The organism is Acinetobacter sp. B-6 (assembly GCF_056930735.1).
In genome coordinates this window covers 124,409-140,828 of the sequence record NZ_JBXPBY010000011.1, presented here as the reverse complement: position 1 = coordinate 140,828, position 16,420 = coordinate 124,409, and the positions used below count along the sequence as shown (strand labels likewise).

The following is a 16,420-nucleotide window of genomic DNA, read 5'->3' as shown; positions in this document are numbered from 1 at the left end:
GCACAGGGTTGATGCATTTAAATCAAAATTTCGATGGTTTTCTTTTTCCAAACGAATTGATAATACAGACCTTGCATTACACAGAGGCTGAAAAAGGTTAGCGCAAGTGCATACCAGATGCCTTGTAAGCCAAACCACTGACTAAATAAATAAGCACAAGGCACTTCGATTAGCAAGATCGATAAAATGTTAAAAATCATCGGCACAGTGACCGTACCACTGGCACGCATGATAGAGGCAAAAATGGCACTTGCACCAAAAAATATAATCGACCACAACACAATAAATAACAATTGCTGGCCCAGTTCAATCACGGATGGATCGGTAATAAACAACGCCATCAAATATTTTGAACAAATATAGGCCAACAGTACCAATGAACCTGTAATCGCAATATTGCTGACCAGCGCTGTACGGGTTACTTTTGCCAGCAATTCGGATTTGCCCGCCCCAATGGCTTGTGCTGCAAAGATTGAGCCTGCAATTGCAATGGATAAGGCAGGAAATTGAATATAGTTGAGCACTTGGTTGACTGCACCATAGGCGGCTGTGGCGTGTGCGCCATGTTGGTTGACCAGCCCGATCACTACCAAACCGGCAACAGAGTTGGTGACCATTTGGATACCTGTCGGTATGCCTAAACGTAAAATACTGCGACTAAACTGCGGATGAAAGCGCACATGTTCGATTAATGCCACATCAGGCTTCAAAGCATGGTCTTTTTTATTTAAATAGACGATCAGAAACGCGAGGGTAGAAATAAAACCTAAACCACTGGCAATTGCTGGGGCAATAATTCCCAGTTTTGGCATACCCAAATAGCCCCCAATCAATATAGGAGTGACGATCACACCGACAATAATGGTGAGGCTGGAAGCCATAAGAGGCGTGGTGCTGTCACCGACCCCACGCAAAATGGAGGTATAGGTGATATAGATAAATAAAAATGGGCTACTCATTAACATCCATTGCACATAAGGTAGTGCAAGATGCATGATTTTCGGGTCGATTCCCAATAGCAATAAAATCTGCTTCGCGAAAAGCACGCCTAAAAAGGCAATAATGGTTCCGCCAATCAAAGTCATAAATAACAATGCGCCAACAATGGTACGCACTTTTTCAATATCTTTGGCGCCCCAAGCTTGTCCCACCAACACAGTTGCCCCTGTCGAGAGACCAATCACAAAAGCCAGCAATAAAAATAGGATCGGAAAAAAGACTGAAATCGCAGCAATTGCTTCAACGCCCAGCATCTGTCCGACAAAAATAGTGTTAATTGTCCCTGACAGATTTTGCAAGATATTGGTTAAGATCAATGGACCCAAGAAGATTAAAAAAACCTTCCAGAATTTGGGTTGGTGGAGCATGTCGGGACGAGCTGGCATCTTTTGTTCTACTGTCTATTTTCGAGTATCTTTATCTTATTGATAATATACAACTACTCAGTAAAAAGCCTGAGTATTTGAGTAACTCAAGCTTTATTTTATGAAAATTCAGAATTTATTCGGTTTAAATTCGATTTAAAATTTCACATGCCTGTACTAAAGTTTGATCTTTTTTAGCAAAACAAAAACGGATTAAACGTAAGTTTTCAGGGGCTTTCTGATAAAAAACAGAGACTGGAATTGCCACGATTTTGTGTTCTTCTGCAAGGAATTTACACATCTCAACATCATTTAAATCTGGACGAATTTGGCTGTAGTCAACATTTTGGAAAAACGTTCCTTTGGATGGAATAAAGCTAAATTTTGAATCTTGAATACCTAAATTAAATAGATCGCGCTTTTGTTGATAAAAACTGGCTAAGCCATCGATATGTTCAGAGTGCTGTTGCATAAAATTGGCAAGTGCCATTTGTACAGGTGTGACACCACAGAAGTTGGCAAATTGATAAATTTGACGAAACACCTTCATCAGCTCAGGCGAGGCAATGCAATAGCCGGTTTTCCAACCCGTCACATGAAAGGTTTTTCCAAAAGAACCCACGACAAAACTACGATCTCTAAGCGCTGGAAATGACAACGCTGAATAATGCTTTTCGCCGTCAAAAATCAGGTGTTCATAAACTTCATCTGAGAGCACGATGATATTTTTATCTTGAATCAGTTCAATTAAATTCAGCCAGTCTTGCTTAGACCAAATTGCTCCAGTTGGGTTGTGCGGGGTATTTACGATGACCATTCGGGTTTTATCAGTGATTGAAGATTTGACTTGATCCCAATCCACAGAAAACTCAGGTGCATGAAGTGGAATATGAACCGCTTTGCCACCGACCAATTGTACGCTAGGTGCATAACTGTCATAGCTTGGATCAAAAATAATCACTTCATCCTCTTGGTGGATGATGGCTTGTATGGCACTGAAAATCCCAATCGTTGCGCCCGGTGTAATGGTAATTTCTGTAAGTGGATCAAGTTGTAATTGATCTCGTTTTAAAAACAGTTGAGCCAGTTGTTCTCTTAGCGCTAATAAACCATCACCCGCTGCGTATTGGTTAAAACCGTCTAATGTGGCTTGGCTCAGTGCTTGTAGTAACGCAGGTGGTGCATCAAAGTCTGGAAAACCTTGTGATAAGTTTAGCGCATTGAGTCGTTGTGCCATTGCGGTCATGATACTGAAAATGGTGACGCCTTGAGCAGGAAGTTTGGAGTGGATTTCGATCATGACCAGACTGTTTTAATGAGGTTTGTGATTGTGAGTGTAGCAGGTGATTTTTAACAGCAAAATAGGTTGTTGTAATTTGTGGCGGGGAAGGAGATAGACAAGAATTAAATTTTAAAAACCTTGTTACAGTATATGTTGAAAGTATTTAAGATAGCAGGAACGAGGTAAGACCTATAATTCAAAGGGATATATAGCCTTCGTATAAGAGATTTTATGTTAAATAAAAATCAAATTATTTAATAAAAAGATTAAATATTAATATGTTATCCATCATAATACCCTCGATTTTTTTGAGGGTATTATCATGAGAAAAGCATATAGAGAGTTAGAAGATTATATTGTTGACTTATTTAATAGTTTTGATGATTTAATTCATTGGAATGGTAAAAGTTATGATAGGGTTGCAGCATGTAAGCCTTATCCTCAAAGAGGTGGAGGTGAATGTAAAACCGATGTTTATGTATTATTAAATAATATATATGAGGGGACATCTGCTGAAATTAAAATTTCAGTTAAAAAAGACGATGCAGAGTTTTTGGCTAATAAGTTAACAGCGCCTGTTGCTGAGGATTTATTAGGACAAGATTGGAAACAGATTTTAATTGAAAGCATTGGTCTTGTAGAAGATAATTTTTATAATAAAAAGAATGAATTAGCATTCTTAAAATCAAATTCAGGTGAGGTAGATGCCAATTTTACATTAGGGTGGAAGTTAGAAGTCACTAATAAAGAAAGAACTTTAAGTTCACCTCTAAATCTATCAAATAATGAAATTGTGAAAATCATTTTTAAAGGAGAAAATCAAGTTCTAGAAAAAAAAGATGCAGTCATCTTTAATAATGTAATTCAGAAAAACTCAGGTATTGCAGAATTCCTCATCAATGGTAGTGTCGATAAATACTCAAGCGCTCAAGATGTCTTAAATGATTTAATAGACCTAAATACTTATGATGCCGGAGATATTTATTTAGCCTTTACTGCTAATAACTTTAGATATAAAGCGAATAAAGCAGATGGTGCTAGGACTTTGGCTATTGCTGTTAAGTGGTCCATAAAAAATAATAGGTTAAGTCCAGAAATTATTTTTAATGAACCATTAATTCATCAAGGGGAACGAGACATGATGCCATTTATTAAAAGATGCCTCGTCCAGCTAGGGATTAATAGCTATTCCGATATTGATATCGAAGCTATTAAGCCGAACGAAGATTAAATTTAGATGAATATGATAGGTTGAGTGCTTGTGAAATACTTTCAGCTAAAATTTTAGCGAAATCTACATTAACAGCGTTCCCTATCATCTTATACCCATGATTTAAATCAGAATATTTAAAAATAAAGTTATCAGGGAAACTTTGAATTCGTGCACATTCTCTAACACTCAGACGTCTCAATATATTTTCACTATGAGTAAACATAAATTTATCTATATCTACTTTTATCATTTTGGGGGAACTAGGATGAATTGGGGCATGGCGACCACCAGCTTGGATTGTAAATGATGGTTCATTCCAGGCCCGGACCCGGTTTCTAGACATATACATTGATGAGAAGCCACCAGTCATGTATTCATGATTTGCTATAGCAACATCAGGATTCGGTTTTGATTTATTCAGGGCTGGCACAACGTTATATTCTAGATCTCGAATAATGTCTTCTAAGCAACGAACTTCATTGGTTTCTTCAGGGAATGAATACTGAATATTTAAATCGGTTCTAAAACCAATGAAAATGACTCGTTTTCGATCTTGAGCAATCCCAAAGTCTGCAGCATTTAGAAGTTTAAAATGAAGGTCATAGCCAGCTTTTAGAAAGGTATTTTTGATGTTTTCAAGCGCATCTTTATGTCTAGGTGCTAGCATTCCACTGACATTCTCAGCCAAGAAAAATGCTGGTTTTTTAGCTTCTAGAATACGGATAAAGTCAAAAAACAACTGTCCTCTTTTATCTTCAATCCCTCTTTTTGATCCTGCTTCGCTCCAGCTTTGGCATGGTGGACCGCCGATAATACCATCACAGTCTGGAACTTCGGCTTCATCAATTAAGGTAATGCTGCGTTTATCTAATGTTGTTTCAGGGTGATTGTGTTCATAGGTCGCCCAAATATCTTTATCAAATTCATTAGCAAAAATGATATCAAAACCTGCTTGTTTGAAGCCTAGGTCTAAACCACCTGCACCAGAGAAAAACGAAGCTATTTTAAGAGCCATATTGAATGCACCATTGAAGATCTAAGGGTAATTTTTACATTTTTGCATGCAAAAGGCCAGCTTTTTTTTAAACAAAACGTCGCCTTATGTCGCTTGAGAGTTTTATGAGTAATTTAAACATATAATCTGAGCGGTGTTAGAAAGACATTCTATAAATTTAATAGAAATTCGTTAAATTTGTGTAGTATTTGGTTCGCATCAAATCTATGATCATTATGTGGTTAAATCTAATTATGAAATTTTTAAAATTAAACGATTGAAATGGAATGTAAAATTTCTATTGAATTTCAAATAAACATTCTCACTTCGGGGTCATGTCAAGCGGTCCCTTCATTTAAGCCAGTTCCCTTAAAAATAAGACATTTTTCATATCAATATAACTGACGTTTCAGGATAAATTTGTGGTTGAGATTATAAGTTTGATACAAGTTTTCTTGATTATTTTATCTCAAACGACTTGGATTTAAATCTTAGTTACAAGATGATAGCAAAGATTATGAATATTGATTTTACTAAACTTTTAGAAAAATTTCTTACAGAATCACTCATATAAAAAATATAAAGTGGTTAAAATAACTTTCAATTTCACTCATTTTTATCGATTATATGTCTTCTACAACTACAAAGAGAATGCATATGTCAGCTTATACTGATAATTTTGAAAGCCAATTAAAAACGATTATTTCCAATTATTCTAATCAAGCTTTACCACAGAATTTACCTCAATGGGTTAAGGACTTAGGTATTTCAAGCTCTAATAAAATCGTAAAAGCAGAAAGAATAGGAAGCTCAGGTTATAAAACAGATATAATTGTTTATTTTGATAATCATAAAGTTTTAAAAATTTCAGCAAAAATGAGCAGTGCTGACTATTTTGGTAATTGGTATTCTCACAAACGATTGATTGAGGAGTTTGGCTCAGATTGTTTCCAAAAACTTACTCGAGATTGTACAAAATGGGCTAATAATTGGATTAAACATTCAAATGCCGCTTTATTTGTTGGTGTAAGCATTTGTTTTGGGAAAAGGTCTGGAAACACTTCAAGAGATTTTTCAGAAGTTTTTAGCCCTAGCGATATTATTAAAATTGTAGCTGGAACAGGTACTGGAAATGAAACAGCTAATTGCTTATACAGCACATCAAATTTGCCAAGTTCAATCGGTCAATTCTTTGACATCTTAAAGCCAATCAATTCGTCAACTATTTTTGAGCTTAGCCATAATTTTAAAATCGCATATAGACCGATTAACCCTATGACTGAAGGAACAAACAGAGGTAAATGTACATATACCCAATTTGTGCCTTTTCAAAAGTTATCACAACCACTTGAAGTAAATAATTTAAGTGATTTAAATGAGTTAGGAGATTTTCAAGTTGTGGAGTCAAACAATTTAAATCATAATAGAATATTAGATAGCCTTAAAAAAGATTTTAATATTATTGTTCCTCGGAAAAGCTAATTTCAAAAAATAAACAATAATCATTGATTGGAAAATTCTTTTAAATCAAATTTCATTTATGAAATTATTCTCTATCATTGTCTACATATATTTTGTTCTAGAGGACTCTCTTCTAGAACAATTTTTTAAAGATTTTACATCAAAAGATATAACTGTATGACGGCCATAATTATGACTTAGTGATCAGTCTTTTTACTTCTAAAGGCTTGTCCTGAGTATTAGGCACATGTCCAAAGAAATATTTCTCTTTACTTTGAAAGAAAACATCAAAGCTTTGGCTCATAAATGAATCACACTGTCTTTGTTTCTGATAAATCACTGCTAATCGATTATTGATGTAATGATTGATCCAATCCGTTTCATTGTTAAAAGCTGAGTAGTCTTTGAGATCTCTATAGAGGTATTGTAGATTAGTCATTGTGCCATTGCGGTCATGATACTGAAAATGGTGACGCCTTGAGCAGGGAGTTTGTAGTGGATTTCGATCGTGACCAGACTATTTTAATGAAGTTCGTAGAGCTGAGTTAGCAGGTGATTTTTAACAACAAAATAGGCTGTTATGGTTTGTGGCGGGAGGTGACTGCCCAAAGTCTAAATTAACGGTGTTTACAAAATTAGTGGCTACTCAAGTCGAAAAAATGGAAGCTTAAAACTTCCATTTTTTATTTGAAACAAGACTTAAGCGTGTATCCAAAATAATAAGATTTACAGGGCAGTTTAGTATCTACGACCTTGCTTGAAGATTCTGAATACACGAAAAATTATTTTCAAATTGAGTCAATATCAACCAACAAGAAGTTGGTAAATTTACTTTAGGATAAATTAGAAGTAATAGTGTTGTTGATACTCTAAAGTTTGTAAATCTAAACGATCACCACTACTAAATTGAATAGATTCAACCTGATACTGACTACCCTTAGCAGCATCTTTAATCGTAATTTGATCTGTAGATCCTTTTACTGAAATCACTTGATTTGAGCCAATATACGAAACAATTAAATCATCTATATTAATATCTTTACCGAATTTAATAGTATCGTTACCTCCAGTCTCCTGAATAATATCCTTACCAAAACCTCTTTCAAATTCGTAGGTTTCGTTACCTGAACTACCAATCAATTTATCATTGCCTGTTCCACCATTTAGAACATTAAATAAGCCCCCAGTAGCTTCTAGAGTATCATCTCCTCCAAATCCATAAAGATGATTGCTTCCAGTATTTCCTTTAATTATGTTATTCAATTCGTTACCTGAGCCAGAAATGTCTGTATTGCCTGCTAATGTAAGATTTTCCACATTTTTTGTTAGAAAAAAATGCTTAGCTGAACTAATGACAGTATCAATACCTTCATTATTATGTTCTAAAACAAAATCAGAGTTTGATTGAACATAATAGGTATCATTACCCTTACCCCCAACCAAAACATTAACTCCTGATCCCCCATCTAGAATGTCATTACCCCAACCACCAAATAATAAGTCATCTCCTTTACCACCGTATAACTTATCATTGCCTATTCCACCATTTATGACATCATTACCATTTTTTCCAGTTAATGTTGCACCGAAAGGAGATAATGTAGAAATCACATTGGTATTAGGATTAAGGAAATTAGTCACTACAGCAACTGGTCCAGCTAAATCACCCGCATATGCATAAGCAATTTGAGTAAGTGTATTGACCAATTGATCTTTAGAAGAAAAACCGTTTTGAAATACTTCTCCTTGTATTAATAAATCAATATAATTCAGACCTTCTTTTGTGAATTGACTGATTACATCAATTAAACTTGCTCCACTTTTTAGCGTTTCCTTAACCACATCACCTAATAATTCTAAATACCATGATATGGGACGACTATCTCCACCATTTAGTTCTGAAGTATCAACACCTAAGATATGATCTAAAAGACCAAAAGGTGTAATCCCAGACCAATCTGAAAGTGTGCCACCTAGATTTTGTAGTGCTTGAGTTGCATCCATATGTACAAGACCAAATGTTCCTGCTGCACTTGGAACATAACCAGCAGGAATTATAAGATTGCCATCTGTATCATTCACGCCATACAGTAAATTATCAGCCAGCGTTTTAACTAAAATATTCGATGCTTTATAAAATTCACCATCCGCAAAATAAATCCCTTTATCCCCTAAAGCCTTTTCAGTGCCTAATCGTACATATTGGTAAAGAATATTTGTCGGATCTGCTGTTGCAACAGCCTCAGCCACATGGAACCAATTGAGAGTGCCTGGATCGATGCCTTCTTTGCCTTTCAGGTCATTAGCAATTAATGAATAAATTGGGCGCCATAAATTATTAACATATTGCGAAGGAGCTTGCTCAAATTGCTGATAGAGTTCAGCCACTTTGTTTAAAACATTGGAGCTAACTTGATAACTTGTTTGTCCATTTTTTTCGTATATTAGTACATGTTCAGCTTGGCTTTGATTTCTCCATTCATTTTCATAATGGTTGTTTTGAGCAGATAAAGTTCCTCCAATACCTTTTCCAGTATTAACAATAATATTTGAAATTTGATTAATAAAAGCATCACCAGCCTTATGTATGGTTTCGAAACCTTTACCAAATATATTATTACCAGCAAGACCTAATGGAGCGACTGTATTCAACAAATCATTCGCAAGATTAGTTCCACCAATTAAGGCATTACCAATTACTTCGCTAGGAACATTTAACAAACCTTTAGTTGTAAGCTCTTTATCTATCCATTCATTTTTGAAATGTGTATCAGTAGGTTTTACTGTTGCACCTAAAGAAACACCAATATTTGATACAGCATTAGAAATTGAACCAATAACTTTATCACCCACTACATGAGCAATTTCAAATGGAGCACCGAAAATTTTATTTCCTGCTAAACCAATTGGAGATGTAATATCAAGAATAGTATTAATGGTATTTGCAGCAGTGACTAACCCATTGGCTACTAGTTGAAGTGGGATAGTAAATACTGAACTAAATTTGAAGTTTGGTAAGTATTGATATGTATTAAATAATTTCATGTGATTACCTTTTATTAATTTTAACTAAACTAAACAAAAAAATAAAGCAGCACGATAGTCACATATATCTCAAAAAGGTGTTTTATTTCTGTAAGACAATTTGGATATAAATTTATATAGGTGAAAAATTATAAATCGTAAGAATTTTAATTTTTTATATGATATATAACGTATTTATTGAACTAAGATTTTATTTTAAAAATAATAGACATAAATGTATTTTAAAATAATATATCTTTAAGGCTGAAGTATTAAAATAGTTGAAGATGTTTATAAGTTATTTATTAATTTGGAGTTTTATTTAATTAAAAAATAGGATGCTATTTGAAAAAAAGCTTGGTGATAAAATTCAGAAGCTATTTTTCAGTTGTTTAATATCATCTTATTATACTAAAAATTTTTCAATACGAAATCTACAATCTATTACGGATAAAAAGATTTTTTATGGAATTTGTATAATATGTTTCACATGAAATTTTTTAAGTTTTATTTTATATATCAATTGATTATTAAAAAATTTCTTTATAGTATTTAGTAAATTGAATCGGATTATTAGTTGATTGTTTATTTGAATTCTTAGAATTTCTAAAAATTCATAAATTCTTTTGTTACTAAATATTTTTAAATATACGATGTCAAAACATCGAACTGTATAACGTCTATACTTATGGCTTAGTGACCAGTCTTTTTACTTCTAAAGGCTCATCTTGAGTATTGGGCACATGCCCAAAGAAATATTTCTCCTTACTTTGAAAGAAAATATCAAAACTTTGGCTCATAAATGAATCACACTGGCTTTGTTTCTGATAAATCACTGCGATTCGATTGATATAATGATTGATCCACTCCGTTTCATTGTTAAAAGCTGAGTAGTCTTTGAGATCTCTATAGAGATCCTGTAAGTCAGTTGATATGTTTTCAATATTAGGGTGAAACAGCCAAACTGATATATCTAGTGGTTCAACGGCAACTAATTTGTATGGTTGTAATGGGTCAAATCGTTCGACTTTATAAAGTTGAGCGCCATTATTACTATAACTTGAACATAATAATTTCGTATTTTCCACTTGGTAATAATTTGTACCAATTTCTAACTCTCTCATTTGTCTTGAGGTTTTAAGGCATTGAGGAAGTTTACGAATATTGGATTGAGCTAATTTTTTAAATAGCTCTACAGACCTATGAACAACATGAGCTTCGCCAGTACCTGTAATGATACCGTTATCCCACAAATAAATTTTTGAAGCCATTTCTACATTTAATTGATTTTCCATAGATTCTTTCAAAATAACTCTTTTATTATCAGCAGCAATGACCACGCTGTCATTTAATTGTATTGCGACGATAAAAGTCATACTTTTACCCTAAATTTTGAATTATTGATTTTTTATATTAAACTAAAATTATAAATTATTTTATAAAAACTTAATAAATGGTGGGTTTATGGCAGGTGGTTCACAAATTATTATCAATAAAAATGGCGTCACAATCATTACTCCAGCAAAGTTTGAAGTAAAAGCTGGACAGCATGTTTTTAAGAGTGGAGAAAAAGTGGAAACACAATTGCCTTTCCTCCCAGAAGGTAGTGCATACAATTTACGATATTTTTTTACTGATGATAATGGAGTTCCATATAAAAATACGCCATATACAGCAATCTATCCGAATGGGTCTGAAATAAGAGGTATGACAAATGAGGATGGATTTACATCTACATTTTTCTCAGATGAGGAAAAAGATGTGAAAGTTCATTTGGAGTTAAAATAAAATGGGTATTTCACCAAGAAAAATTTCAATTGCAAGAACTTCTATTCAAGAAAATAATACACAACATATTAAAATTACAAGAAAAAAGCAGTTGTTTTTATTGTTCTATACAACAGGAAATGCTAGAGGTGATAATTTGATGATTTACTCGGCAATAACAAGACGTATAAATATAAAAAATGAAAAGTGGTTTGATAAAAATCAACATCTAGTCTTTTTAGTGCCTATACAAGATATAGCAGAAATCATTACTACAATAGCTAGTTCTATAACAAAAAGAGGTGGAATTGGAAATGTTGAAATCAAAGAAGTAAGTATTTTTTCTCATGCTTGGTTTGATGGTCCAACAGGTTCTGCCATTTGTACAATTGACCCTGTAAGTTTCAAACAAATGGGATTATCTGGTTGGAGTCAAATTGATTTTCAATGGGCAGATAAATCAAGATTTGTAATGTTTGGCTGTAATACGGCAACTGATACTAAAGATGCGAGAATTTTTGCTAGAGATCTATCGGAATGTGTTAATTTTAAGGGGATTGAAGTGTGGGGGCAATCAGCGCCAGCTAAACCATCTTATTATCCAGATAAGCGCGATTCAAGTATTTTAAGAAATGATGACAAAGGCTGGCATATAAACTTTACATATATGGTTGGATCAAAACCAGGAGATGGTCTAAGAGCTACTAGAGGTGTGCCTTTACCATTTCCGCCAGCCCAACCTATGAAAAAATATATAAATGGAAAATTGATTGAAAGAGCTTTTCAAAATCAATTCAATGATCACGGTAGCCATTCATATCCTATACCTAACATAAAGGAAGTAAGCTTCTAAGAATGATTAAGGGTTTAACTATGGTTTTAAAGTTATTTACAATTTTTATAGGATTAATAGTCATGGTTTCATGCTCAAAAATATCTTCACAGAATTATGAAACAAAAGTAGATGTTATCTTTGATAAATACATAGATAATAAAGATTTAAAAATTGTGGTGAATCCGTATGGATATCTCTTGGATGGATATGAGTTAAAAAAATATATAGGAAAAACTAACAATTATACTGTTTTATTTAAAGAAGGAAGAATGCAAAATTATAAAAAAGAAGATATAAATACTTTTAGTGATTATTATATCTACGCAAAATATAAAAATCAGTATGCAAAAATGAAATATACCAATAGTTTGGTAATGGGAAGTAATGAAACTGATATAAGAATTTTTATTAATATCTTTGATAACCTAGTGTATTTATCTTCAAGTGAAACTGTTTTAAGCCCCGAAGCTATTCATCAAAATTCATTTAAAAATAAACAAGATTTTGATCAAGTTGATACAAAATTTTTAAAAATTTTAGATGATTTAAATTAAGAAATGTATTTAAGTCTTATGAAAAAAATACTTTTCATTGTTATTTTCATATTCTTATTAGGATGCTCAGAAGATATCAAAGAATCTACTCATTTCCCTTTTTTAATTTATCAAAGCGTGTCATAATGAAATATATGGTTTTTTTAATTGCTTTATTATCAATAGTTAGTTGTAAAGATAAAAAGGTTGATTATTTTCAATATGAAATTGTAAATAATGAGATAATTTGTTCATTGAAACCGAAAGAAGTTTTTGAGTCTAAAGAATTTGCAAGGTTCAATACATTTTTTAGAGATCTGAACGGGAATCCTAATGATGAATTATCAAATAGTATTTATACACAAAGTTTAAAAAATTTATCAAATAAAAAGAGTAAATATATTTTTTGTTTTCTAAAAAAAGATATGAAATCAGATTTTTTAGAAACATATATTCAAGTTGAACTACAAAAAGGAAAAACATTTCGACAATACGAATTCAGAAATTATTTTTGTTTAAAAAATAATAAGTTAATAAATTTTAGTGATAGAGAAAAAAGTATAGAAATGTGCGAATAATCTAGAATTTAGATATCAATAAGCTCTAGAGAATATCATAACAATATCTTTTTTAAATACAATTTTGTTAGCTTCTGAGTGTAGTAAAAGCTAAAAATTTCAACTGAAAAGAAAGATATTTAGTCTTAAAGTTTATAGTGATATAAAATGAAAATTAAATTTATCCTCTTGGCTTTCATATTTTTTGATTTAATAGGTTGTAAAAAAACATATGAAGATACCTTTGAATATAAAATATTAGATCAAAAAATATGTGCTATAAAAAGTAAAACTATAGAAAATGCTAATAAAATAAACTGGTTATTTCCTGAAGTTAGAAATTTTAATGGTGAGGTGATAAGTGGAAGTTTAAAATTTGATAAAGATGACAAAAATTATCTATTTTGTTATAACCTAGACGAATTTAAAAAAGAAGTTGGAAAAGGACCAATTCAATCAGATATTGTCATAGAAATAGATTTAACTTCATCAGTACAAGAATATAATTTAAGAAATTATTCTTGTATTCTTGATAATAGAATAAAGTTAAATATATCTAAAACAGATTTAGCAGAGATTTGTATTTAGTAAAATTAATATAAAAATCTTAAAAAGACGTAATTTTTTAGAAATAGAATTAGGAATTATTGCAGGATGGGGGATAGTAAAGCCGACTCTATCATTAGAAGAGACAGTAATGATGGGAAAATTTAAACATTCTACTTATTCCATAATTATTATTTTTATATGTGGGTACTTACTCACGGCATGCCAACCAAAGGCAAAAGACATCGAGAATAACGCAATGAATCAAAAGATTTATATTTTACATTTTGGTCAACAAGGTGTTCAAGATTTTTCGAAATACAATGATGGACAGGTAGATCATCAACCAGCAGGCGCGAGCTTTAGAGAATTAGATTTTTCTCCTCCTAGTCTAGGTCAAATTAAAATAGAAAATGGAACAAATAGCCTAGTCATTGACCATGTTTTTTCCGTACTAGGGACACAATGGAATACAACTGATGGAATTCAAATATTTGATATTGATGCTGGTTTAAACAAGGAAGAATTTGTAAGCCCTGAGCAAGCTTATCACGGTTATGTTGAGTTAATGAAACGCTTAAATCAAGCAGGATGGAATACTTATTTTGCTAGATATAACCCAAGAGTAGCAAAAGAGGACAATATTAGATATTTAATGGAAGGGCATGACATCGTTGATATGAGTTATATATTTAATTTTGAAGAGTGGAAAAAAATTATAAACTCTATAGCAGGTAAAACGATAGGTTACCGTTTATACGCAAATGGTATTCTACTAGATATTAGCCTAAAACAAACTAAAAAAAATGAAGAAGGTAAAGAACAATATATTGTACGTTATAGCTTTCAAACAGTCCGTTATAATGAAAGAAACCTAATGTCTGATACCGATAAGATGACACCTCAAGAATTAGAGAATGCATTCAAACAAAGTTTAATTAAAGATAAACGGTCAAGAGGAATAGATGAAAAAGATATGAGATATCAAGGTTATCATATAGATGAAAGCTATATAGATCCTGATGTTTGGTTGTATGTTAAGTAATTGATTTTATTTGAACTAAAAGGCTGTATTTATGTGGTCTTTATATAAATACCATTGAAAATCAGCCGTAAATCTAAGCAATTTCCGTCTGTCCCACATGATGATAAGCACGATTAAAATAAACCAAGCTTTGATCATGTTGGCTCTGTTGAATCGCAACAATACGACAAATCAAGATTGTATGCGTGCCAACTTCTTGCATTTGCTCAATTTCACAATCGAAATTCACCAAAGCATCTTTTAAAACAGGTGCACCAGTTTCTAACTCGGTCCAAACACCATGTTTAAATCTTTCTTCTGGGCTTAACTTAGACGAAAAAGCTTTAGAAATATGCTGATGATGTGCGCTGAGTACATTGACAGTTAAAATTTTATTTTCAATAAAATGTGCGTGTGAACTAGATGCCTTGTTCATACATACCAGTAAGGTCGGTGGTGTATCGGTTACACTACATACAGCTGATGCAGTGAATCCGTAACGACCCGACAAGCCCGTTGTTGTAATCACACTAACCGCGCTGGTGAGCAAAGACATTGCATCTCTATAGTTTTTTGCTTCAATCATTACATCATTCCTAAATTGAACCGTACCACTTTTAGATTTAGCGATACCTTGCTATTGAGTCTAGTCGACCATTTTAACTGAATCAGATATGCGTAGGGCGGATAATTACACAGGATTAAAAATGGGGGTTATCAGTTTGCGTAGAAATATATATCCAAACAAACTGAAATGGTTCCCCTTTATACCGAATACTACGAATGAAAACTAGCGAGAAAGCTCTTTACGCACAATTTCTGCACCTGCACTTAGGGCATTCAGTTTACCTCGTGCGACTTGACGAGAGAGTGGTGCCATTCCACAGTTGGTTGAAGGATAAAGCTTATCCGCATCGACAAACTGCAGTGCTTTACGCAGTGTATTGGCAACTTCTTCTGGCGTTTCAATGTTGTTGGTCGCAACATCAATCGCACCCACCATCACTTTTTTACCACGAATCAATTCAATCAAATCCATGGGTACACGAGAGTTTTGACATTCTAAAGAGACAATATCGATTTTAGACTGTTGAAGTTTAGGGAATGCCTCTTCATATTGGCGCCATTCTGAACCCAACGTCTTTTTCCAATCGGTATTGGCTTTGATACCATAACCATAGCAAATGTGCACCGCAGTTTCACATTTAAGTCCTTCAAGCGCTCGCTCTAAAGTTGCAACACCCCAGTCGTTAACTTCATCGAAGAATACATTAAATGCAGGCTCATCAAACTGAATAATATCTACACCTGATGCTTCTAACTCTTTCGCTTCTTCATTAAGAATCTTGGCAAATTCCCAAGCCAGTTTTTCACGGCTTTTATAATGCGCATCATAAAGCGTATCAATCATGGTCATTGGACCAGGCAACGCCCATTTAATCGGTTGCGAGGTTTGTTGACGTAAAAACTTCGCATCTTCAACGAAAACTGGTTTTTGACGTGACACCGCACCTACGACTGTAGGGACACTCGCATCATAACGATTACGGATGCGAACAGTTTCACGTTTCTCAAAATCGACACCATTAAGGTGTTCAATAAAAGTCGTTACGAAATGCTGACGAGTTTGTTCACCATCACTGACGATATCAATACCCGCGTGTTGTTGCTCTTGCAATGACAAACGCAAAGCATCTTGTTTACCTTCAATTAATTGCTCATCTTGTAATTTCCAAGGTGACCAAAGTTTTTCAGGTTCTGCAAGCCAAGACGGTTTTGGTAAGCTACCAGCAGTTGAAGTCGGTAATAAAATTTTCATA

Annotated in this window: 16 protein-coding genes; 8 read left to right on the top strand and 8 right to left on the bottom strand. The window is 33.2% G+C overall.

Going from position 1 to position 16,420, the window contains the following annotated elements:
* Positions 1–17: 17 nt before the first annotated feature.
* Both AC1Z3T_RS14665 and AC1Z3T_RS14660 read right to left on the bottom strand, forming a co-directional pair.
* Positions 18–1,385 carry an MATE family efflux transporter gene (locus AC1Z3T_RS14665; protein WP_100886183.1) on the bottom strand — a complete coding sequence of 456 codons (1,368 nt, stop codon included), beginning with the start codon at positions 1,383–1,385 and terminating at the stop codon, positions 18–20.
* A gap of 124 nt (positions 1,386–1,509) precedes the next feature.
* Positions 1,510–2,664, bottom strand: a complete 1,155-nt coding sequence (locus tag AC1Z3T_RS14660; RefSeq protein WP_100886182.1) for a methionine aminotransferase — start codon at positions 2,662–2,664, stop codon at positions 1,510–1,512.
* 304 nt (positions 2,665–2,968) lie between these two features.
* Between AC1Z3T_RS14660 and AC1Z3T_RS14655 the strand changes: the two genes are divergently transcribed.
* Positions 2,969–3,877, top strand: a complete 909-nt coding sequence (locus tag AC1Z3T_RS14655) for a hypothetical protein (RefSeq protein ID WP_100886181.1) — start codon at positions 2,969–2,971, stop codon at positions 3,875–3,877.
* Here AC1Z3T_RS14655 and AC1Z3T_RS14650 read toward each other — a convergent pair.
* The gene (locus tag AC1Z3T_RS14650; RefSeq protein ID WP_046759481.1) at positions 3,858–4,874 is read right to left on the bottom strand and encodes a DNA cytosine methyltransferase; all 1,017 of its coding nucleotides are present in this window, start codon (positions 4,872–4,874) and stop codon (positions 3,858–3,860) included. The two genes, AC1Z3T_RS14655 and AC1Z3T_RS14650, sit on opposite strands and share 20 nt — an antisense overlap.
* A gap of 636 nt (positions 4,875–5,510) precedes the next feature.
* Here AC1Z3T_RS14650 and AC1Z3T_RS14645 point away from each other — a divergent pair.
* Positions 5,511–6,335 (top strand): hypothetical protein, encoded by an 825-nt coding sequence (locus tag AC1Z3T_RS14645; RefSeq protein ID WP_100886180.1) that lies wholly within the window; start codon positions 5,511–5,513, stop codon positions 6,333–6,335.
* Between the two features lie 169 nt (positions 6,336–6,504).
* Here AC1Z3T_RS14645 and AC1Z3T_RS14640 read toward each other — a convergent pair whose 3' ends face one another.
* The 3 genes from AC1Z3T_RS14640 to AC1Z3T_RS14630 all read right to left on the bottom strand — a co-directional run bounded on the left by AC1Z3T_RS14640 (position 6,505) and on the right by AC1Z3T_RS14630 (position 10,714).
* A complete protein-coding gene (locus AC1Z3T_RS14640; protein ID WP_100886179.1) occupies positions 6,505–6,753 on the bottom strand; it encodes a hypothetical protein in 249 nt (82 codons plus the stop codon).
* A 404-nt stretch (positions 6,754–7,157) separates the two neighbouring features.
* Positions 7,158–9,359: a calcium-binding protein gene (locus tag AC1Z3T_RS14635; protein ID WP_419320231.1), complete on the bottom strand. Its 2,202-nt coding sequence runs from the start codon at positions 9,357–9,359 to the stop codon at positions 7,158–7,160.
* 665 nt (positions 9,360–10,024) lie between these two features.
* Complete coding sequence (locus AC1Z3T_RS14630) at positions 10,025–10,714, bottom strand: hypothetical protein (protein ID WP_100886177.1); 690 nt, start codon at positions 10,712–10,714, stop codon at positions 10,025–10,027.
* An 88-nt stretch (positions 10,715–10,802) separates the two neighbouring features.
* Between AC1Z3T_RS14630 and AC1Z3T_RS14625 the strand changes: the two genes are divergently transcribed.
* The 6 genes from AC1Z3T_RS14625 to AC1Z3T_RS14600 all read left to right on the top strand — a co-directional run bounded on the left by AC1Z3T_RS14625 (position 10,803) and on the right by AC1Z3T_RS14600 (position 14,621).
* Positions 10,803–11,126, top strand: a complete 324-nt coding sequence (locus AC1Z3T_RS14625) for a hypothetical protein (protein ID WP_100886176.1) — start codon at positions 10,803–10,805, stop codon at positions 11,124–11,126.
* 1 nt (position 11,127) lies between these two features.
* The gene (locus tag AC1Z3T_RS14620; protein ID WP_100886175.1) at positions 11,128–11,958 is read left to right on the top strand and encodes a hypothetical protein; all 831 of its coding nucleotides are present in this window, start codon (positions 11,128–11,130) and stop codon (positions 11,956–11,958) included.
* Positions 11,959–11,978: 20 nt separating this feature from the next.
* On the top strand, positions 11,979–12,494 hold the full coding sequence (locus tag AC1Z3T_RS14615) for a hypothetical protein (protein WP_100886338.1): 516 nt from the start codon (positions 11,979–11,981) through the stop codon (positions 12,492–12,494).
* Positions 12,495–12,619: 125 nt separating this feature from the next.
* Complete coding sequence (locus tag AC1Z3T_RS14610; protein WP_100886174.1) at positions 12,620–13,051, top strand: hypothetical protein; 432 nt, start codon at positions 12,620–12,622, stop codon at positions 13,049–13,051.
* Between the two features lie 147 nt (positions 13,052–13,198).
* Complete coding sequence (locus AC1Z3T_RS14605) at positions 13,199–13,618, top strand: hypothetical protein (RefSeq protein ID WP_100886173.1); 420 nt, start codon at positions 13,199–13,201, stop codon at positions 13,616–13,618.
* 109 nt (positions 13,619–13,727) lie between these two features.
* On the top strand, positions 13,728–14,621 hold the full coding sequence (locus AC1Z3T_RS14600) for a hypothetical protein (RefSeq protein ID WP_167387377.1): 894 nt from the start codon (positions 13,728–13,730) through the stop codon (positions 14,619–14,621).
* Between the two features lie 73 nt (positions 14,622–14,694).
* Here the strand turns inward: AC1Z3T_RS14600 and AC1Z3T_RS14595 are convergent, their stop codons facing one another.
* Positions 14,695–15,186 carry a flavin reductase gene (locus AC1Z3T_RS14595; RefSeq protein WP_004825996.1) on the bottom strand — a complete coding sequence of 164 codons (492 nt, stop codon included), beginning with the start codon at positions 15,184–15,186 and terminating at the stop codon, positions 14,695–14,697.
* 204 nt (positions 15,187–15,390) lie between these two features.
* Positions 15,391–16,419 carry a methionine synthase gene (locus AC1Z3T_RS14590; protein ID WP_100886172.1) on the bottom strand — a complete coding sequence of 343 codons (1,029 nt, stop codon included), beginning with the start codon at positions 16,417–16,419 and terminating at the stop codon, positions 15,391–15,393.
* Position 16,420: the final 1 nt, after the last annotated feature.